This is a genomic window from Enterococcus sp. DIV1639a, from assembly GCF_050530445.1.
In the GTDB taxonomy this organism is placed as follows: domain Bacteria; phylum Bacillota; class Bacilli; order Lactobacillales; family Enterococcaceae; genus Enterococcus_B; species Enterococcus_B hirae.
Genome location: NZ_CP172886.1, coordinates 755,453 through 775,782, shown reverse-complemented (window position 1 = coordinate 775,782; position 20,330 = coordinate 755,453). Strand labels below are relative to the sequence as shown.

The following is a 20,330-nucleotide window of genomic DNA, read 5'->3' as shown; positions in this document are numbered from 1 at the left end:
TCCTACCAAATGAACCATAGTGTTATTAAAGAAGTTACAATACTTACTAACCAAAAAATGATGTCGATCTTCCATTCCGACCAACCACACATTTCAAAATGATGATGGATAGGAGACATTTTGAAGATACGTTTTCCTGTTAATTTGAAAGAAGTAACTTGAAGCATCACACTTGCTGTCTCCATAACATAAATCAAACCAACTAATAACAATGTCCACTCTTGGTTTAGCATAATAGAAATTGCTGCCAATAATCCACCTAATGCCAGAGAACCAACATCGCCCATGAATATTTTGGCTGGTTTACGATTATAAGCAAAAAAGCCAAGTAACCCACCAAGCACACTTAAACAAATAACTAAGACATCATATTGTTGCTGATGCCAAGCAATGATCCCGTAGGTTGCAAAAGAGATCGTTCCTAGTCCAGCAACTAATCCGTCAATCCCATCTGTCAGATTAACCGCGTTTGAAAAACCAACAAGCCAGAAAATAGCAAATACCCCATAGAATAGTCCAAGTGGCAACTCTACTCCAAAGAAATTTAACGTACCAGGATAGCCTTCCGAACGATAGACAAGATAAAAAATGATCCCGCCAATGATCTGCCCTAGCAGTTTTTGTTTAGAGTTTAGCCCCATGTTTCGTTTTTTAAAGATTTTAATGAAATCATCTAAAAATCCGATCACACCATATAAAGCTAAAACAAATAGTAGGATGAAAAGAGTAGGCGTCAATTGATTTTGCCAAGCGCCAACCCAAATTCCGGTTAATATTGCTGCAACTAAAAACACCAATCCACCCATCGTTGGAGTTCCGGCTTTTACATTATGCCATTTTGGTCCTTCTTCACGAATCGCCTGCCCTTGTTTTTTCATTTGAAAATACCCAATAAATAGTGGCATTGCTGCAATAGTCATTGCACAACTACTAACGATAGGAATCAATGCTTGTGTCCACTCCATACTCTTTTTCTCTCCCAATTCTATTCTTATTCTTCTAATGTAAAACTTAATTTTTTATCAGTGATTTTTTCATAGGGTGCTAAACTTTGCTCCTTACAGTAACCATCGCCATGGAAGGTGACTTCAACCCCTAAGATTTTCCCTAACTTCATAATATCTGCTTTGGACCAATCGGTGACATCAGGCATTAGTTTTTCTCCGCCTGTATACAAGATCAGTTTTTCGCCAGAAATCAATTGATCACCATTTGCAGTAGATTGTTTCTTCACTTTTTTCCCATCACCTACAACGATAGGTTGCAATCCACTTTTCTGTGCATCTGCTGCGGCAACGTCAGCACTTAGATTACGGTAATCTGCTACAGTGATTTTTTCTGTTTTTGCTTCTGGTGAATTTTCTTCTTCACTTTCTTGGAAGTCCATCGCACGTTTCATCAATGGATTAGCGATTTTAGCTAAAGCCATTCGATCGTAAGTCTTAGGATGTTTCATCGTAATGTATAAAACATACTCTGGATCTTCAGATGGAACCATTTCGACGATGGAATATAAGTATGCTGTATCGCCAGTTTGGTACCCACCTTTATCAGAAGCAATCTGTGCCGTACCAGTTTTAGCTGAAACATTATAACCCGGCACACTATATACCCCATATGCACTACCATAATTTTCGCTTTCAACTACGTCACGCATATATTCTCGTACTTTTTCGGTCGTTTCTTTTGAAAATGGTTGCCCCAATACTTCCGTTTGCGTTGTACGCTCTTCATTCGTTGCAGGATCTACAACTTTACTGATGTAGCGTGGTTGGATCATCGTTCCATTATTTGCGACGGAAGTGAAAGCTTTCATCATTTGGAAATTTGTAACACCAATCGCTTGCCCATAAGAACTCATTGCGCGGTCAACGATATTTTCTGTTGGCAAAGCACCATTTACTTCATCATCTAGACCTGAATGAGTACTTTGACCAAAACCTAATTTTTGTAGGTAGTTGTACCAAGTACCGCCCATTCGTTGCTCCAGCATTACCATCCCAACATTACTTGACCAAGATAACGCTTGTCGCATCGTAAGAACTCCTTTTGCTCCAAAATCGTGGTCGTTGATTGTCGCGTCAGCAACTTTTATTTTCCCAGATTGGTACGTTTCATTCTCATTGAATTTTCCTTCTTGGATCGCTGCTGCAGTCGTGAAGACTTTCATAGTTGAACCAGGCTCATAGCTATCTTGCACTAAGAAATTACGCCAAACAGCATCCTTGCCGGTTAAGCCTTCCATCGTTTCAGGATTAAAAGTAGGTCGTTGACCCATTGCTAGAATTTCTCCAGTTTTCGCTTTCATCAACATGGCTGTTAATTCTTCTGGTTGGTATTCTTCATTCACTTGATCCATAAGCGTTTCAAGGTAACTTTGTAAACGACTATCCAACGTCGTATAGATATCTTGTCCGTCAACTGCTTTCACTTCTTCTGCCACTGTTCCTGGTAGAGGATTTTGGTAGTTGTCTTTTTGGTAAACGATCTTCCCATTTTTACCACTTAAAATATCATTATAAGCAGCTTCTAGTCCGAGCTTTCCAACTAAGCCATTTTCATTTTTATCTGGAACAGCATAGCCGATAAAGTGGGAAGCAAATTCGCCGTTAGGATACATCCGTGCGGGATGATCTTCAAAATACAGACCGACTACTCCTGCTTTCTTCATATCGTCTTCTATATTCTGTTTGGTCTCTTGACTGATATTTTTTCCATAAGAACCAAATTCAACTTGATATAGATTATTTTTGGCGCCATCTTTTAAGATTTGTAAGGCATCGTTCTTTTCTATAGAGAGATTTTTATTTAGTATCTCGGCGATTTTGTCAAAGTTCTTTTCTTCGGCATACAATTTTTTGTCACCAGAAGTATAAGTTTTTGAAAGGATTGCTTTGATTGAGTAAGAAGTGGCATCTTCTGCCAAAGCGACCCCATTCCGATCATAGATCGTTCCACGTTTTGCTTTTACGACCTCGCTCCCTTTGTAAAGTTGTTCGGTCTTTTCTGCCAAAGAGGTTCCTGCCACGTGACCACCGATCACGATATAAGAAAAACGAACGGCAAATAAAAAGAACAATCCAATACTCGTAGCAAATAAAATGATACCTACTTTTTTGCGATTGTTCGTCGGATTTAGATTTTTCTTTTCCATAAACCGCCGGAATTTATTTTTAAGACTCATTTACTTCACTTTCCTTAAATTGTCGTCATTGATTGACAACCCTTTTTCTTCTGCGATTTTTTTGATTCGTTCAGTACGTGATAATTCATTTTTTTCCTGTACTAAACTAGTTTTTTCTTGGTTTTTTTGAGTGATCTCTGTTTGAATCGTTGTGATTGCTTTTTCGACACCACTAATATTTGTTCGTAACATGACTGTTAAGACACATAGTGCGATCACTGAAAAAATAATACTTACTACTGCTAATTTTTCTAAAACAGAAATATGTTTTAGGCGTTTAGCCGGTGATTGAGGGCGTACGATTTCTTGATTTGAATCTGGCAATTGTTGTTCTGGTTGATCAACCACTTCTGGTAAATCATATGGATATTCTTGGACTTTTTTTAATTCTGCCATTACGCTACTCCTCTTTCACTCGTATTTTTTCAGCAATCCGTAATTTTGCACTACGTGATCGATTATTTTCACTTAGTTCTTCTTCTGATGGAAGAATCGGTTTTCGATTAATCAACTTCAGCTCTGGCTGAAATTCTTCAGGAACAACCGGTAATCCGGGTGGTAAATCTTGAACGGTACTGTATTCTTTGAACATACTTTTGACAATTCGATCTTCTAATGAATGGAAGGTGATCACACTGATTCTTCCATTGATTTTTAATAGCCGAATCGCCTGTTCTAATGAAGCTTCTTCTGCACCTAATTCATCATTTACTGCAATTCTTATTGCTTGGAAAATTCGTTTAGCTGGGTGTCCACCTTTTCTTCTTGCTGGTGCAGGAATCACATCTTTAATGATTTCTACTAATTCACCAGTTGTTTGGATCGGATGGATTTTTCTTACTCGCTCAATTTCTCGAGCAATTTGTTTAGAAAATTTTTCTTCGCCATAACGAAAGAAGATTTTTACTAATTCATTATAGGAATACTCATTAACAACGTCATACGCTGACAGAGGTGCTGATTGATCCATACGCATATCCAAAGGAGCATCCTGATGATAACTAAAACCTCTTTCAGCTTCATCTAATTGTGGAGAAGATACGCCTAAATCATACAAAATACCATCGACTAGAGGAACATGCTCTTTTATCTTTGCTTCTAATTCACGAAAATTCGCTTTGATAAAAGTAACCATACCTTTTTCAATGTATGGGGCTAACCGTACTTTTGCATGATCAATGGCTTTTTGATCCTGATCGAATGCATAAAGGTGCCCGTTTGTATTTAATTGGCTCAAAAGATATTCACTATGTCCGGCACCGCCTAGTGTACAGTCTACATAAATGCCATCTGGTTTGATGTTCAAGCCATCTACCGTTTCTTTCAACATGACTGTATAGTGTTGAAATGTCTCAGTCATTAGTCAGCCTCTTCCTATTCTTATAGTCCAAAATCAATCATATTTTCAGCAATTTCATCAAAGTTTTCTGCTGCCACTTCAGAAAATTCTTGCCATCGTGCCTCATCCCAAATCTCGATTCGATTGGATACACCAATGACAACACATTCTTTCGTTAAAGCAGCGTAGTTTCTTAATGTACTGGGAATGTTGATCCGTCCTTGTTTATCTAATTCACATTCAGTGGCCGCCGAGTAAAAAAAACGCACAAAAGTTCGAGCATCTTTTTTCGCTAAAGGCATGTCGTTCAGTTTTGTTTCTAAATTCGCCCACTCTTTCATTGGATAGCCAAAAAGACAGCCATCTAATCCACGCGTGAGAACGAATTGTTCACCTAACTCTTCACGAAGTTTTGAAGGTACGATCATACGACCTTTTGTATCAATATTATGCCGAAATTCGCCCATGAACATTGAAACTACCCCCATCTCTCCACTAACTAAAATTAGTCTACCACAATCCCCCACTTTCTACCACCTTTTATGGGAAATCAGAGAATAACTTTTTTATTAGTAAAAAAAATTTTAAGAATCAAGCTGTAAAAAGTCTTTAAAAAGTCTTTTTACAGCTTGATTGGCTTTTTATCAAAGATACGAGAGAAGATTTAAGACGATTAAAACGACATAAAAACCACTTGTTAACAAGAAAGCTAAACGCCAAGTCATTTTAAGATAACGTGAATAGATAATTTCATCATAGTAATACGCCTGGAATACAGCGATACAAATCGCCATCAACAAAAGTGAAATCATAAAGAAAGGCAGGAAGGAAACTGTCGCAGAATTGCGTGACAATGCATGCATCCCTCCCCATAAAAAAGGAACGGCAAGATCAGGCGCTTTGATTTTAAAACGACGATCTAATGAAAAAAATTTCACTAAAAAATTACAGCCAAACAACACGATGGCTGGAAAGATATACCAAAATAAAACAAGTGGCGTAAAAGTGCCCATCTAACAAAACTCCCTTTCATAGTTGGTTCAAGTATACCTGATGTATTTTACACAACTATTTCATTTATTTTAAATTTATAAAGTTTTCTACTATTTTTACTTCTTAGATAAAAATCTAATCCAAATTGTATGAGTCCACTCCTTTAATACTACCTTTTTCCTGTTCCTAGCCAATCCCATTTTCCAAGCTCTTTCACTGTGTTCTATTCTGATATTCGTTATAATAGATGAAAGAGCGTATTAGGAGGTTCAAAAATGATCAAGTATTTTTCTATCGAGGATCGACAATTGGTCAATACTCAAAAAGAAACAGCAGATACGATTTGGTATTGCGTCGAACGTCCAAGTGAAGATGAAATCCAACAAATCACACACCAATTTCAAATTCCGTCTGATTACATTACTTCTATTTTAGACGATGCTGAAAATTCACGAGAAGAAGAATTTAATCAGACTAAATTAACAAAACCAGCGTTATTATTATTGCAATACCCGTTTCCAAAAACAAGCCCAAGCGGCTATTTTCAAGTAGATACTTACCCTTTTTCTATTATTGTGACACCTAAAAAAAAGCTTATCACAATTACGAATCATGAACCACTCTTTTTGAAAAAAGTATTTAGTCAAGCTTTTACTGAAAATGATTTACCAGCCAACTTAAATATCTTCATGCAATTATTGTGGCAAATTACTTTTTCCTACAATACTTATCTCAGCACCTTACAATCACAATGCGATGTCTTGGAAAAACAATTGCGTGTCTCAACAGAAAATAGTCAACTGTATCAAATCATGGATATCCAAAAAAGCTTGGTTTATTTCAAAGAAGCAACAACGGCTAACTTGACCACTTTAAAAACCTTAGTAAAAAACAAAACGATTCAAGAAAACCACGCTTTAAAAAATCATCTCCATGATGTGATTATTGAAACAGAACAATCACGCACTACCGCTCGAATTCAATTAAAACTAGTTGAACAAATGAATCAAACCTTTTCAGCAATTGTTTCTAATAATCTAAACAATATTATGAAAATTTTAACTTCTCTAACGATCATCTTAACGATCCCGACCATCATTGGTAGTCTATATGGAATGAATATCAAGCTTCCTATTGCAGGAAGGGACGATGCGTTTTTATGGATTATTCTACTGATGATTTTTATCAGTATCGCTACTGCTTATTATTTAAAAAAGGGAAAGTTTTTGTAACCGTCCCCTTGTGAAGAAAAGTAAAAGGAGTTAAACTAAAGACAACTAAAAAATTTCGAGGTAAAAATTATGCGCGAGAATAAACAAACAAGTACTTTTTCAAAAATCACTAAATTCGTTGTTTGGACCATGTTGATCTTAACGATTGGTTCAGTTGTCTTGACTGCAGTTATGAGTGTCATGTAAGAATGGCTTAAAAACCAATAAGTCCCGCACTTCCTAAAAAGAAGTGCGGGACTTGTTTTTTACCCTGCTAGGAAAGAATGTTCGCTTGCTAGTGGTTCGTTTTTTATAAGAAAGCCAAGTGTCGTTTTAGTTGCTGCCATACAAGTAGCATCTCTGAGTCAAATAACTGTTCATTCTAAGATATCCTCTTCTCTTAGACTGCTCAGGCTTCTACCTATTTTTCTATTTACTTGCTAAGCGTAATAATTCTTTGGCATGCTCGACTGTTAGTGGGGTAATTTCACTTCCTGCTAACATTCGGGCAATTTCGGTCTCTCGTTGTGTGGGTTGTAGTTCGGTAACCGATGTTTGGGTACGTCCATCAATGACTTCTTTTTGAATATAGTATTGAAAATCGGCAACTGCAGCGACTTGCGGTAGATGGGTGATACACAAAACTTGTGAGTGACATGAGATCTGTGAGATCTTATCTGCAATCGCTTGGGCAACTCGGCCGCTTACTCCTGTATCCACTTCATCAAAAATGATACTAGTCACACCTTGTTCTGAAGAAAAAATAGTTTTTAACGCCAACAACATACGTGATAGTTCCCCACCCGAGGCAACTTTTACTAATGGCTTCAATGGTTCTCCAGGATTTGTGGTTATGTAAAATTCCACTTGGTCCAATCCATTAGCATCTAATTGTCCATTTTTTTCAGATGAAAAACGGACTTCAAACTCAGTGTTTTCCATATATAGACTTTTTAATTCCGTTAAGATTGATTTTTCTAGTTCTTTAGCGATTTTTTTTCTTGTTTTATGCAGTGCTAATGCTTGTTCTTGCAAGAACGTTTCTTTTTTAGTTAATTCCAGTTGCATTTTTTCTAGTTGACCTTCTGAGAAATCAGAAGAATCCAGTTCTTTAGTGATTTCTTCGTAATAATCAAGGATTGCTTCCACTGACTCCCCATATTTGCGTTTCAACTGACGAATCAATTCAAGCCGTTGATTGACTTCTTCTAATCGGTTTTCATCCAATTCCAAAAGATCGATTTGGCGACTCATGTCACCAATGGCATCTTGAAGTAAATAATAAGCACTTTGAACATTCTCAACGATTGCTTCATATTCATTATCTAGATGAGCAATGCTTTGTAGTTCAGAAACAGCTAAACCAACGTTATCCACACTACTGGGTTCTCCCGCACTCAATGCACTATAACCACTAGCAAAACTATCCACGATCTTTTGATAATTGCTTAATTTTTCTCTTTCCTCGCTTAACTGTTCCTCTTCGCCAACTTGTAAATCCGCTGCTGCGATTTCTTCTTGTTGAAAATGAAGCATGTCGATCCGTTGAACAAATGATTTTTCATTTTGTTGGACTTTCCGCATTTTTCGTTCGAGCTCACGATAGATAGCATACTCTTTTTGATATTTTTTCTTTTGTTGTTGAAAAGTACGATCACCAAAACGATCCAATAAATTTAAATGGGCTTCTGGTTGTAATAGCTCCTGGTGTTCATTTTGTCCTTGAATATCAACTAGATAACTTCCGATCCTTCTAAGATTTGCCAGCGTAACAATATGTCCATTGACTCGGCAGACATTTTTACCCGTTAATGCCATATCACGACGAACAATCAAGTTATCACCATCTGATTCGATGCCAAGTTCTTCCATCAATTCAGTAAATCCTTCTTGACTTGGCCATTCAAACAACCCTTCTAAGATACACTTATCGGCTCCTTGTCGAATATAATCACTGGAGCCTCTACCACCAGCCAGTAATCCAAGGGCATCAATGATAATCGATTTACCTGCCCCGGTCTCGCCAGTTAGAGCTGTCATTCCTTTATGGAAAGACAAATGCAATTCCGGAATAATCGCAAAATTAGTAATACTGATCTCTTGTAACAAGGCAACCACTCCTCAACTCAAAGGTAATGTAAAAAATCCATTTTCAATGCAACTGCATCTTCTTCTGTTCGTGTGATCATCAACACATTATCGTCATCATTAATGATGGAAAACAATTCTTTTTTATATCGTTTATCAATTAAATTAGCCGCAGCAGAAGCGTTGCCTGGTAAAGTTTTTAAAATGACAAATTTTTCCATTTGATCAACAGCCACAAATGCATCTTTCAATAACTTTTCTAATTTCGTACTAACGTCTTCAGTAGTTTCTGCAGGAAGACTATAGCGATAACCTCCATCAGCTGCAGGAACTTTGATGAGTTTGAGTTCTTTGATATCTCTGGAAATCGTTGCCTGCGTCACTGAAATCCCTTTGTTTTTCAGGATCTCCACAAATTCTTCTTGTTTTCTGATATCATTTTCATTTAGTAGCCGGGTAATCAAACGATGCCGATCTTTTTTTCGCATACGTTCTTCGCTCCTTTACGTATTCTTCCTTACTATGATAGCTTATTTCAAACGCTTAATAAAGAAGAATCCGCTATCTTCTTTATTGATTGCCCGTCATTATTTGTGGTTAAACTGGTTGTGGGCTTCTTGGACGATCTTTTCGGGCGCCACATCTGGAGATAACGTTCCTTGATCAGAAACTTTTTTCAAATGGGCTAAAAATTCAATGTTCCCTTCTCCACCGGTTATTGGCGAATAACTTAAATCTAATACCTCATACCCATGCATCGCAGCAAAGTGTAAAATATCCTCAATCACTTGTACATGCGTTTGAGGGTCACGAACGATCCCATTCTTGCCAACTGCTTCTTTCCCCGCTTCAAATTGTGGTTTGATCAAAGCAATCACTTCGCCACCGTCAACTAAAATTTCGTGTAATGGCACTAACATCAAACGTAAAGAAATGAATGATACATCGATGACGGCAATCTCTGGGGTTCCTTCTTGAAAATCTTCTGGTTTGGCATAACGAAAATTCGCTCTTTCCATTACTACAACTCGTTCATCTTGTCTGATTTTCCAAGCTAATTGATTATACCCAACATCCAGAGCATAACTCATTTTTGCACCATTTTGTAAAGCCGCATCGGTAAAACCACCCGTTGATGCTCCAATATCCAATAATATTTTACCTTCTACAGATAAATCAAAGACCTTTAGTGCCTTTTCTAATTTCAATCCTCCACGAGAAACATAAGGTAATTTTTTGCCTTTGATCTGTAATTCACTACTTACAGGGATTTTTTCCCCTGGCTTATCGAAACGTTCATTTTTTTCGTTATAGATCAAACCAGCCATAACTGAACGTTTGGCTTGCTCTCTCGTTTCAAACAAGCCTTGTTTGACTGCTAAAACGTCTACGCGTTCTTTTTCCATTTTTTTCTCCATTTCTATACACTGAATTGCTGAACTAATTGACGTAAAAGTTGCCCATCAAATGAACACACCGTTTGTTCTAACTGATCAATCATTCGATTCGCCGCATCAATCTCATTTTCAAGTGCGCTTTTTGTTTCTTCGATACCTAATAAACCTGGATAAGTCGTTTTTTCCATTTTAGCATCTTTACCAGCTGTTTTACCTAATACTTCAGTCGTGCTAACCACATCGAGCAGATCATCACGGATTTGAAAAGCAAGGCCTAGATGACTGGCTAATTTTTGTAGGCTAGCTAAAACTTCCTCCGGTTGATTTGCTAAAACTCCTCCCGCTAATAAAGCGTAGTGCATCAAGCGACCAGTTTTTCTTTCGTGGATAAACATTAATTCCTCTAATGTTAATTGTTTTGTTTCTCCCTCGATATCCGCTGCTTGACCAGCAACCATCCCTTGGGTTCCCGCATTGATTGCTAATTGTTGCAGCAGTAAAAGTTTTGGTGAGTGCGCTAAATGAGCCATACTGATGAGTTGAAAGGCACCTGTCAATAACCCATCTCCTGCTAAAATAGCCAGTGCTTCCCCGTAGACTTTATGGTTTGTTGGTTTCCCGCGGCGTAGATCATCATTGTCCATTGCCGGAAGATCATCGTGAATCAACGAATACGTGTGGATCATTTCCAAAGCAGCTGCTACTTGATAAGTTGTTGTATTGATCGATTCGCCAAACGCAGCTACTGTACTAAGTAAAAGCAAAGGACGAATCCGTTTGCCTCCAGCGCGAACGGAATAAAGCATACTTTCTTTCAACTGTTCATCAGAAGTGTAGTCATTTAGAAAAGAAAAAATTTCTTCTTCTACAGAAGATAGATGGATCGTTGAAAAATCAGCCAACTTCATTATGCTTCCTCATTTCCTTCAAAAGTAACTTCTTCATTTGCCTCTGACATCATTTTCGTCAAGGTTTTTTCAGCTTTAGTTAAAGTATCTTGGCAATGCTTACTTAATTCCATTCCTCGTTTAAAAGCATCTAAAGCAGATTCTAAAGGTACATCACCTTGTTCTAATTCCATGACAATTTTTTCTAATTCTTGTAATGATTCCTCAAATGTCGGATTTTCCATATTGATCATTCTCCTTCTTCTACTTCTTGTACCGTAGCATTCACTTGTCCGTCTTGGTAATGGATCGTGATCGTATCCTCAGGCTTCATCTCTGTCACACTTTTCACGACACGACCTTCGATTGTTGTGTAATTGTATCCTCGCCCCATGATTTTCAACGGACTAAGCAAATCTAATGATTGAATCGCTTGTTGGAAACGTTGCTGCTGGCTCTGCATATATTGTTCCATTTTTTCAGCTAACCGCTTCTCTAAGTAGTCTGTTTCTTGCTTGGCAGATTTCACTCGATAAGTCGGTGCAACTTGTACCAACTGATGGTTCAAACGAACCGTTTGTTTTTCTTTCAAATGATAAATTTGTTGTGTCGCTTGGAACAAGCGCTGTTTGAACTGATCAAGCTTAATTGTTTGTCCTTCATACAGACGTTCCGGTTGACGGAAAACATATGATTGTTTTGCTCGTTCAAAACGTTCTTGTTTGCGTTGAATTTGACGCAAAAAGGCCTGTTCAAGCCTTGCTTGCCGTTCTTTCAGCTTCAACAATACTTCAGATAAAACAGGAACAGCTAATTCAGCTGCCGCCGTCGGTGTGGCTGCTCGTACATCTGCTGCTAAATCAGCAATAGTAGTATCCGTCTCATGTCCAACTGAAGAAATCACAGGTGTTCGTGCCTCAAAAATGGCACGTGCTACTCTTTCTTCATTAAATGGCCACAAGTCTTCAATCGATCCGCCGCCACGTCCAATGATCATCGTGTCGAAATCTCCCAGTTCTTCAACACGACGGATATTTTCAACGATATTGTCAGCTGCTTGATTTCCTTGCACCACCGTTGGGAATAGGACGAGTTGGGCGATGGGGTAACGTCTTTTGACAGTTGTGATGATATCTCGGATAACTGCACCGCTTGGACTGGTCAAAACTGCAATTCTTTTTGGAAAACGTGGAAGAGCTTGCTTATGTTCCGGCTTAAAAAGACCTTCTTTTCGCAATTTTTCTTTTCGTTCTTCTAATTCTTGATATAGCGCTCCTACACCATCAGGTTCCATGTGTTCAACGTAAATCTGATAAGAACCAGAAGCTTCATAAAGAGAAATCCGTCCGACAACTAATACTTTCATCCCTTCTTTAGGTTGAAAACGTAATTTTTGAAATGCACCTTTGAACATGATTGCTGAGATTTTCGCATGGTCATCTTTTAAACTAAAATATTGATGTGCATTTGCTCTCAAACGAAAATTCGAGATTTCACCTGTTAAATAGACCCTTTCAAGATAAGGGTCTACATCAAATTTCCTTTTTAAATACTTGGTTAATGTGGTTACTGTTAAATATTCTTGTGTCATCTACTCACCTGCTTCAGCAGCCAGCACGGTTTGATACATCAGCATCGTAATCGTCATAGGTCCTACTCCTTTAGGCACTGGAGTGATATAGCTTGCTAAAGGTTCTACTTCATCAAATTTTACATCACCGATCAATTTCCCATGCTCATCACGATTCATACCAACATCGATCACCACTGCGCCTGGTTTGATAAATTCCTTAGTAACAAAATGGCCTCGCCCAATCGCTACGACTAAAATATCAGCTTCTTTTGCAAGTTCAGCAAGGTTAGCCGTTTTTGAATGAGCAATCGTTACTGTAGCATCTGCCATCAATAATAATTGTGCCATTGGTTTCCCTACAATATTGCTACGTCCGATCACCAGCGCCCGCTTCCCTGCCAAATCGATATCATAAGCTGCGAACATTTTCATGATGCCATATGGCGTACAAGGAATCTTATCCGGGTTACCAGCTAATAATCGTCCTAAATTCATTGGATGAAAACCATCTACATCTTTTTTAGGATCAATTGCTAATAAGACTTTTTCTTCATCAATGTGTTTTGGCAATGGCAACTGAACAAGAATCCCGTGAAAATTTGGGTCTTGATTATATTTTTCGATTTCAGCTAACAACGTTTCTTCAGAGATCGTGCTTGGGTAACGTTCAACTTTTGAATGGATCCCGATTGATTTTGCGGAACGCTCTTTATTACGTACATAAACCTGACTGGCTGGATTTTCTCCTACTAATAAAACGACCAATCCGGGGGAGATCGATTTTGTTTTTAATTCGCTCACTTTTATCGCAATCTCTGCTTGCATTTTTTCAGCTAGTTCTTTTCCATTAATCAATTCTGCCATACGATCACTCCCAGATTTTTTTGTGCTTTCATTCTACCATAGATAAACAAGCTTTTAGAACCCGTTTCCTTGTTTTCATAGAAAAAAGCTGGGACTATGCCCCAGCTTCAATCTCTTTTAAAACATTAGATAATACACCGTTGACAAACTTACGTGATTGATCATCACTAAAAGTTTTGGCTAATTCAATGGCTTCATTCAATGCGACTGCGGATGGTACATCTTCAATGTACTTCATTTCAAAGATGGCGATACGCAAGATGATCAAATCCATCTTAGAGATACGATTGATGCGCCAGTTTCCTTTGAGGTGCTTCTCAATGGTTTGGTCTAATTCGCCTTTTTTCGCACACACACCGCCAACCAATGTATCTAAATAAACAGGAACAAACTCTGACTCCTCTTCATTGATCATTTCTTTGTGATCCAACTCAATTGCATGGAAAATTGCGTCTTCTTTGGTCAAATCAGCATTAAAATCTAATGGAAATAATGCTTGTAAAGCCATTTCACGAATTTCGTGTCTTGATAATTCTTTATTCATTTTCTTCCTCTTCGTCTTCAAAAAGTTCTTCAATTGCTGGTTGTTCTAGTTTTTCCGGTACGACTGCTACCACATGAACATTGACTTCTGCTAAAGCAATGTCTGTCATGAAAAGAACTTGCTGATTCACGCGTTCTTGCATTTCCATCGCTACTCTGGGAACAGAAACCCCATATTCTAAATAGCAATAAAGATCTACTTTTAACCCATCTTCATCATTTACTAAATAGACACCTTTACCATGCGCTGCACGCCCTAATAATTCCGTTACGTTGCTGGCAAATGTTCCACGCATCCCATAAACGCCTTCTACTTTTGAAGCAGCGATACCAATAATCACTTCAATGACTTCTGGCGCAATGACAATTTCACCAAGCTCTTGAGTCGCATTCAAAACTAAATTTTTGTCCTCTGCCATTTTATCTATTCCTCCTTTTGCCTCTACACAGATTGTTGCCTACGAATGAACCGTTCTTTCACTTATTCTTCATTCGAAACGTATAAAGGTAAACTGTTCACTTGCCTATTTGAGAGTCTTTTTCTCAAACAAATTACGCTTTGTTTTCAAAGCTTGCTGTCTTCTATAGTGTATCATTAAATCAAGTGATTTTCTATAACAAAGTCTGAGTGAATGATGCTTTAGGCTACGCTCATCATAAAATAATCAACTCTTTTGGTGAATGCGTCAACACGCGATTTCCATCAGAAGTAATCAATAAATCATCTTCGATTCTAACGCCACCGATACCTGGTAAGTAAATGCCTGGTTCGTCGGTAATAATATTTCCTGGAACAAATTGTTTCTCAGCTCGAACTGAAACATTGGGTCCTTCATGGATCTCTAAGCCAATTCCATGTCCTGTTGAGTGTCCAAAAGCTTCGCCATAACCATGTTTCGTAATGTAATCTCTAGCTACAGCATCTAGTTGCTTACCGGTAACTCCTGGTTTAGCTACTTCCAGAACTGCTAGCTGGGCTTCAAGAACGATTTGATAAATTTCTTTTAATTGTTCTCCTGGGTCACCAATCGCAAATGTTCGTGTCATATCAGAAACATAACCTTCATAGTAGCATCCAAAATCTATTGTGATCAAATCGCCTTGTTCAATGATTTTTTTGCTAGCAACTCCATGCGGCATAGCTGAGCGTAAACCACTAGCAACGATTGTTTCAAAAGAAACACCTGACGCTCCTAGTGAACGCATATAAAAATCTAATTGGTTGGCAACTTCGATCTCTGTCATTCCCGGTTGAATCATCTTGAGAATATGGTCATATGCCAAATCTGCAATACTACAAGCTTTTTCAATAATCGCAATTTCTTCTTCGTCTTTGATTTCTCGAAGTTCTTCAATCATGCCCGAAATAGGAATCAGTTGCGCATCAATGATCTCTTCTAATACCGAATATTCTAAGAAGGAAACAGTTGTTTCTTCAAAACCAAGTTCACGTAGTCCTTCTTTTTGAACTAAGTCAGCTACTTCTTCAAAAATCGGTCCTACATTTTTGATGATCTCAAATCCTTGAGCTTGAGCTGCTGCTTGCTCGGTATAACGAAAGTCAGTAATAAAAAAGGCTTTTTCCAATGTGATGACCGCTAAGCCTGTCGTACCAGTAAAATTAGTCAAATAACGAAGATTGTATGGACTAGTGATCAAAAATGAATCTAAATTTTCTTCTTGCATTTTTTTACGCAATTTTTCTACTCGTAGCATCATAAATGAAATTCCTTCTTTCTTTGCTCTCTTTTTTCTATTATAGCAAATTTTCTTTCTGACACAGCAGATAAAACAAATTTTCTTAATAAACTTAGTAAAACAAAAATAGTTAAGACAAATCAGTTTCAGATCTGCCTTAACTATTTACTTCTATCTGCAAAACTATTGGCTAAGCGTTAATCTATTTGATTATGATCGTTTCCCAAAAAAGAATGAAACAACTGCCACTAAAATAACTGCGCCTAAAATTGATGGAATAAGTGCCATACCAGCTGCATGTGGTCCCCAGTTACCAAAAATTGCTTGACCGATACTTGAACCAATCAATCCAGCAATGATATTTGTGATACAACCCATAGAATTTCCTTTACTGGTAATTGCTCCAGCAATGGCTCCGATGACTGCACCAACGATTAAAGTCCATATCCAACCCATACTAATAACCTCCTTCTTTACAGTTTCATTCTAGCATAGGAAAATTATTAGGAGCAAATGATTGAACCAGCGTTGAAGCTGACCTAGATAATGACACGCACACAAAAGAAAAAGCGAAACACAAAACAAAACACGAATGACATGCTGCGAAGAGCATCCATTCGTGTTTTTCTACTTGCGTTTGAAGATACTTTTGACACCACGTTTCACTACATCAAAAAAGCTCAAGGATTGAACCATACGACTAGGATCTACGTATTTTCTGATAGCGCGAAGTACTTTTTTGGGTTCTTTAGAAGAAAATGTATATGTACCATTTTTCTTTGTTTGAATGGCATAGCGCGGAATCCATTTTCCTTTGAACATAACGGATGCGATGACGTAATCAATCTCTTCCCAAGGGATTTGAACAAATTTCCGAGTGTCTCTTGCATGATAAAATTCGAATCCTCGGTCTCCAATCATGATTTTCCCATAATCAGTCAAACCAGTAAACGCAGTGGCATCAATTACCAAATCAACTTTTGTATTGATTGATTGAACCATTTAATCACTCCTATTATTTTATCTATCTAGTATACTATCGTTTCAATGTTGAAATCTCAAGCAGCATTCACTTTTTGATAAAAAAAGCTCGGGGCTACGCCCGAGCTAGATTCTTATTATAAAAGACCAACAACATGGCCAACTACACCGACAACGAATAGACCTAAGATAATGACAATTGGAGAAACTTTTTTCTTCAATAACCACATGCATAGTAATGTCAATGCTAAAGCAGCTAACCCTGGGATCAATTGATCTAAGTTATCTTGTAAAGTTGTTACTTTTTCAGGACTAAGTGCTAGACCACTGTTTACTTGTTCAAAAGCACTCTTGATTCCTTCGCCACCAGCAGGTAATTTATCCCACTCAATGTAAGCACCTTTATCTAACTTAACAGTTGATACAACTGGCAAGAATTTAATCGATACCCACCGCTGTACTAAGGCGGCTAATACGAACATCCCTAAGATAGATGCACCTTTTGTTACGTCTTGCAATAATCCACCAGATAAATCATCTGTGATTTTAGAACCAGCTTTGTAACCAAATTCTTGTGTATACCACATGAATGACCAACGAATAATGTTCCAACCTAAGAAGAAGATGATTGGTCCAAGAATATTACCACCCATTGCTAGAGAAGCACCAAGAGCTCCTAACATCGGACGAACAGTAAACCAGAATACTGGGTCACCAACACCAGCAAGAGGTCCCATCATACCAACTTTAACCCCTTGGATCGCTACATCGTCAACAGGAGCGCCATTTGCGCGTTCTTCTTCTAATGCTAGCGTAACACCCAAGATAGGTGAAGCAATATATGGATGTGTGTTGAAAAATTCTAAGTGACGTTTAAGAGCTGCTGTGCGCTCTTCTTTCGTTTTGTATAATTTTTTGATTGCTGGGATCATTGAGAAAGCCCAACCACCATTTTGCATACGTTCATAGTTCCATGAACCTTGAATGAAGGTAGAACGCCATGCAACAGCTAAACGGTCTCTTTTAGATAAAGTAATTTTTTCTTCTGCCATTTTTATTTTCCTCCTTCAAGATTAATAGTCATTCAAAATGTCGCCTAGAGGGTCACCTGAGTTGCTTCCTCCGCCACCATTTGAAGAGCCTCCCATTTTAGAAAGGTTCAAGTAGATAAGAGCTAAAGCAACACCTAAAGCACCTAGGGCAATCAATGTTAATTGAGTAATTGCAGCTACAACAAAACCGATAACGAAGAATGGCCATACTTCTTTAGTTGCCATCATGTTGATTACTAATGCGTAACCTACAGCAACAACCATTCCCCCACCAATAGCCATACCGTCTGTTAACCATGCAGGCATTGATTCTAAGAAAGATTGAACAGTTTGAGCTGGGATGAATAATAATGCTCCAGCAGGAATTGCAATACGGATACCTTGTAAACATACTGCAATGATGTGCCACATTTCAACTTTGCGGATGTTACCTTCTTCAGCAGCAGCATCCATCAAGTGAACGATAGGAACAGCGATTGTACGTACGATCATTGTTAAGAACAAACCAGCAACAGCAAGTGGTACTGCGATAGCAATAGCTGATGGAACGCCTCGAACACCTTGACCACCTAATACTAAAATAATTGCAGATGCAACTGATGCCAATGCAGCATCTGGTGCTACAGCAGCTCCGATATTTGCCCAGCCAAGAGCGATCATTTGAAGAGTACCACCTAATACGATACCTGCTTCAAGGTTACCTGTTACTAAACCTATTAATGTACATGCCACTAGAGGTTGATGAAATTGGAATTCATCCAGAATCCCTTCCATCCCTGCTAGAAAGGCAACGAATACGACTAAAATCATTGAAATAATAGACATGATAAGCCTCCTATAAATATTAGTTTTTTGAATTATGCTTTAGATAATTCAGACTTAGCTTTTTTAAGAATTTCGTCCATATTGTCGCGAGAGTCATTTGGTACTTTACGTACATCAAATTTAACTCCTTTGCTTTCTAGTTTTTCAAATGCCTCTACGTCTTCAGGGCCCATTGATAAAACTTTACTTACGACAACTTTCCCAACTGAGTGGGCCATTGAACCTACGTTTAATTCTTGGATGTCAACGCCGCCTTCAACAGCTGTCAACACGTCTTCAGGATTTTCAAACAATAGCAAAGCTTTTGTATTCCCAAATCTTGGATCTTTAGCAACTTCGATCATTTTAGAAATTGGGATAACGTTTGCTTTAACCCCTGGAGGAGCAGCTTGTTCGATCAATTTCTTACGTAAATCATCTTTTGATACAGCATCTGAAACAACGATGATCCGATTTGGTTGAACAGCTTTTGTCCATGCAGTAGCAACTTGACCATGTAATAAACGTGAGTCAACACGTGCTAAAACATATTTAATCTTACCGTCGCCAACTACTGTTCCTTCAGGTAATGCACCTTTAGGTTGTCCATCAGAAACTTCTGCTTTTGGTGCTTCTTGTGGTTCAAGCTCTTCTGGCTTCACTTTCACACCATCTTTTGCTGTTTCAATGATATGTGCTGCAATTTCTTGAGCAGATTCCATTGAAAAACGTGACGCATAAGCTTCGATCAACATAGGCAAGTTCAAACCACTAACAATTGCCCATTTGTCTTTGTGTTCTTCAAACAATGTGTTTGATTGATTGAACGGTGTTCCGCCCCATAAATCAACTAAGAACAATACTTCGTCTTGATTATCAAAAGAAGCAACAGCCTCTTCTAATTTGGCTCTCAAGTCATCTGGACCTTCGCTTGGTTTTAAAATGACTGCTTTGACGTTTTCTTGTTCGCCAAAAATCATTGAACCTGATTGCAAGATACCTTCAGCAAATTGTCCATGACTTGCAAGGATAATCCCTACCATATTTATACCTCCTACTTCTTTTTGTTGTAACAAATCAAATATTAAAATAATTGCTAACCATTACAACAGATGAATTTGACCATTTTCCAACAACAATATTATGCCTTTTTGGCTTTTGCTAGTAATTCCATCAAAAGGATCTTTCTATCTGCGGGTACTTTGCGAATTTCTAATTCTACACCTTGCTGATTCAAGAATTGGAACGATGCAATATCTTTATGGTCGACTGACACAAAATTTGTGATCATCGTCTTCCCCTCAGAAAAACTCATCCCACCGATATTCAATGAATCCAGCTGTACACCACTTAAGACAATTTTCTCAACGTCTTGAGGATTAGTGAATAAAAGCATCACTTTCGTCGTTGCTAGTAAACCGCTTTGATAAACTTGAATCATTTTTTTCACCGTGATCACATTTGCGATGATTCCCGGTGGAGCAGCTTCTTTTAAAAGAAACTTTCTCAATTTATCTTGGGCTACTAAATCACTAATAACAATGATGCGTTCCACGCCGGTCAATTTTGACCAGACCGTTGCAACTTGTCCATGGATCAAACGATCATCTATACGCGCTAACCGAATATCCATCAGCAAATCTCCTTTTGTTAAACTACTTCACAGAAACCCCTCTCATTTTCTGTGTGTATAACCATCTATTGGCACATTTATAT

24 protein-coding genes are annotated in these 20,330 nt (G+C 38.1%); 2 read left to right on the top strand and 22 right to left on the bottom strand.

From position 1 onward, the window contains the following. Positions 1 to 2: 2 nt before the first annotated feature. The 6 genes from mraY to IGJ32_RS03540 form a co-directional block, all read right to left on the bottom strand. Complete coding sequence (gene mraY / locus IGJ32_RS03565) at positions 3 to 965, bottom strand: phospho-N-acetylmuramoyl-pentapeptide-transferase (protein WP_096709306.1); 963 nt, start codon at positions 963 to 965, stop codon at positions 3 to 5. 26 nt (positions 966 to 991) lie between these two features. Further along, positions 992 to 3,184, bottom strand: a complete 2,193-nt coding sequence (locus IGJ32_RS03560) for a penicillin-binding transpeptidase domain-containing protein (RefSeq protein WP_010719781.1) — start codon at positions 3,182 to 3,184, stop codon at positions 992 to 994. Then, complete coding sequence (ftsL, locus tag IGJ32_RS03555) at positions 3,185 to 3,580, bottom strand: cell division protein FtsL (protein WP_010719782.1); 396 nt, start codon at positions 3,578 to 3,580, stop codon at positions 3,185 to 3,187. 4 nt (positions 3,581 to 3,584) lie between these two features. Further along, positions 3,585 to 4,544, bottom strand: a complete 960-nt coding sequence (gene rsmH / locus IGJ32_RS03550) for a 16S rRNA (cytosine(1402)-N(4))-methyltransferase RsmH (protein WP_342081564.1) — start codon at positions 4,542 to 4,544, stop codon at positions 3,585 to 3,587. 20 nt (positions 4,545 to 4,564) lie between these two features. Further along, complete coding sequence (gene mraZ / locus IGJ32_RS03545; protein WP_014834189.1) at positions 4,565 to 4,996, bottom strand: division/cell wall cluster transcriptional repressor MraZ; 432 nt, start codon at positions 4,994 to 4,996, stop codon at positions 4,565 to 4,567. A 171-nt stretch (positions 4,997 to 5,167) separates the two neighbouring features. Continuing rightward, complete coding sequence (locus tag IGJ32_RS03540; protein ID WP_342081565.1) at positions 5,168 to 5,536, bottom strand: DUF3397 domain-containing protein; 369 nt, start codon at positions 5,534 to 5,536, stop codon at positions 5,168 to 5,170. A gap of 255 nt (positions 5,537 to 5,791) precedes the next feature. On the opposite strand from IGJ32_RS03540, the gene IGJ32_RS03535 reads away from it, so the two are divergent. Then, positions 5,792 to 6,748 carry a magnesium transporter CorA family protein gene (locus tag IGJ32_RS03535; RefSeq protein WP_010719786.1) on the top strand — a complete coding sequence of 319 codons (957 nt, stop codon included), beginning with the start codon at positions 5,792 to 5,794 and terminating at the stop codon, positions 6,746 to 6,748. Positions 6,749 to 6,817: 69 nt separating this feature from the next. Then, complete coding sequence (locus IGJ32_RS03530; protein ID WP_010719787.1) at positions 6,818 to 6,934, top strand: DUF4044 domain-containing protein; 117 nt, start codon at positions 6,818 to 6,820, stop codon at positions 6,932 to 6,934. A gap of 222 nt (positions 6,935 to 7,156) precedes the next feature. Here the strand turns inward: IGJ32_RS03530 and recN are convergent, their stop codons facing one another. The 16 genes from recN to IGJ32_RS03450 all read right to left on the bottom strand — a co-directional run bounded on the left by recN (position 7,157) and on the right by IGJ32_RS03450 (position 20,247). After that, positions 7,157 to 8,836, bottom strand: coding sequence for a DNA repair protein RecN (gene recN / locus IGJ32_RS03525; protein ID WP_010719788.1), 1,680 nt, complete (start codon positions 8,834 to 8,836; stop codon positions 7,157 to 7,159). Between the two features lie 17 nt (positions 8,837 to 8,853). Beyond that, on the bottom strand, positions 8,854 to 9,303 hold the full coding sequence (argR, locus tag IGJ32_RS03520) for an arginine repressor (RefSeq protein ID WP_010719789.1): 450 nt from the start codon (positions 9,301 to 9,303) through the stop codon (positions 8,854 to 8,856). 99 nt (positions 9,304 to 9,402) lie between these two features. Further along, on the bottom strand, positions 9,403 to 10,221 hold the full coding sequence (locus tag IGJ32_RS03515; protein ID WP_342081566.1) for a TlyA family RNA methyltransferase: 819 nt from the start codon (positions 10,219 to 10,221) through the stop codon (positions 9,403 to 9,405). A 14-nt stretch (positions 10,222 to 10,235) separates the two neighbouring features. Further along, the gene (locus IGJ32_RS03510; protein ID WP_342081567.1) at positions 10,236 to 11,120 is read right to left on the bottom strand and encodes a polyprenyl synthetase family protein; all 885 of its coding nucleotides are present in this window, start codon (positions 11,118 to 11,120) and stop codon (positions 10,236 to 10,238) included. Next, positions 11,120 to 11,344, bottom strand: coding sequence for an exodeoxyribonuclease VII small subunit (locus tag IGJ32_RS03505; RefSeq protein WP_010719792.1), 225 nt, complete (start codon positions 11,342 to 11,344; stop codon positions 11,120 to 11,122). The genes IGJ32_RS03510 and IGJ32_RS03505 overlap by 1 nt, the downstream gene beginning before the upstream one ends. Before the next feature lie 5 nt (positions 11,345 to 11,349). Then, positions 11,350 to 12,690 carry an exodeoxyribonuclease VII large subunit gene (xseA, locus tag IGJ32_RS03500; RefSeq protein WP_207427062.1) on the bottom strand — a complete coding sequence of 447 codons (1,341 nt, stop codon included), beginning with the start codon at positions 12,688 to 12,690 and terminating at the stop codon, positions 11,350 to 11,352. Next, on the bottom strand, positions 12,691 to 13,536 hold the full coding sequence (locus tag IGJ32_RS03495; RefSeq protein WP_063626747.1) for a bifunctional methylenetetrahydrofolate dehydrogenase/methenyltetrahydrofolate cyclohydrolase: 846 nt from the start codon (positions 13,534 to 13,536) through the stop codon (positions 12,691 to 12,693). It abuts the gene before it with no gap. Between the two features lie 94 nt (positions 13,537 to 13,630). Then, on the bottom strand, positions 13,631 to 14,080 hold the full coding sequence (gene nusB / locus IGJ32_RS03490; protein ID WP_010719795.1) for a transcription antitermination factor NusB: 450 nt from the start codon (positions 14,078 to 14,080) through the stop codon (positions 13,631 to 13,633). Continuing rightward, positions 14,073 to 14,498 carry an Asp23/Gls24 family envelope stress response protein gene (locus tag IGJ32_RS03485; RefSeq protein WP_010719796.1) on the bottom strand — a complete coding sequence of 142 codons (426 nt, stop codon included), beginning with the start codon at positions 14,496 to 14,498 and terminating at the stop codon, positions 14,073 to 14,075. The genes nusB and IGJ32_RS03485 overlap by 8 nt, the downstream gene beginning before the upstream one ends. A 235-nt stretch (positions 14,499 to 14,733) precedes the next feature. Next, positions 14,734 to 15,798: a M24 family metallopeptidase gene (locus IGJ32_RS03480; protein WP_010719797.1), complete on the bottom strand. Its 1,065-nt coding sequence runs from the start codon at positions 15,796 to 15,798 to the stop codon at positions 14,734 to 14,736. 189 nt (positions 15,799 to 15,987) lie between these two features. Further along, positions 15,988 to 16,233, bottom strand: a complete 246-nt coding sequence (locus IGJ32_RS03475) for a GlsB/YeaQ/YmgE family stress response membrane protein (protein ID WP_010719798.1) — start codon at positions 16,231 to 16,233, stop codon at positions 15,988 to 15,990. Positions 16,234 to 16,404: 171 nt separating this feature from the next. Then, the gene (locus IGJ32_RS03470; protein ID WP_010719799.1) at positions 16,405 to 16,779 is read right to left on the bottom strand and encodes a DUF956 family protein; all 375 of its coding nucleotides are present in this window, start codon (positions 16,777 to 16,779) and stop codon (positions 16,405 to 16,407) included. Between the two features lie 116 nt (positions 16,780 to 16,895). Further along, a complete protein-coding gene (locus IGJ32_RS03465; protein WP_010738207.1) occupies positions 16,896 to 17,810 on the bottom strand; it encodes a PTS system mannose/fructose/sorbose family transporter subunit IID in 915 nt (304 codons plus the stop codon). 21 nt (positions 17,811 to 17,831) lie between these two features. Beyond that, on the bottom strand, positions 17,832 to 18,635 hold the full coding sequence (locus tag IGJ32_RS03460) for a PTS mannose/fructose/sorbose transporter subunit IIC (protein WP_010719801.1): 804 nt from the start codon (positions 18,633 to 18,635) through the stop codon (positions 17,832 to 17,834). 32 nt (positions 18,636 to 18,667) lie between these two features. Next, entirely contained in the window at positions 18,668 to 19,657 is a 990-nt protein-coding gene (locus IGJ32_RS03455) for a mannose/fructose/sorbose PTS transporter subunit IIA (protein WP_010719802.1), read from the bottom strand. Positions 19,658 to 19,755: 98 nt separating this feature from the next. Beyond that, positions 19,756 to 20,247, bottom strand: coding sequence for a mannose/fructose/sorbose PTS transporter subunit IIB (locus IGJ32_RS03450; RefSeq protein ID WP_010719803.1), 492 nt, complete (start codon positions 20,245 to 20,247; stop codon positions 19,756 to 19,758). Between the last annotated feature and the right edge of the window lie 83 nt (positions 20,248 to 20,330).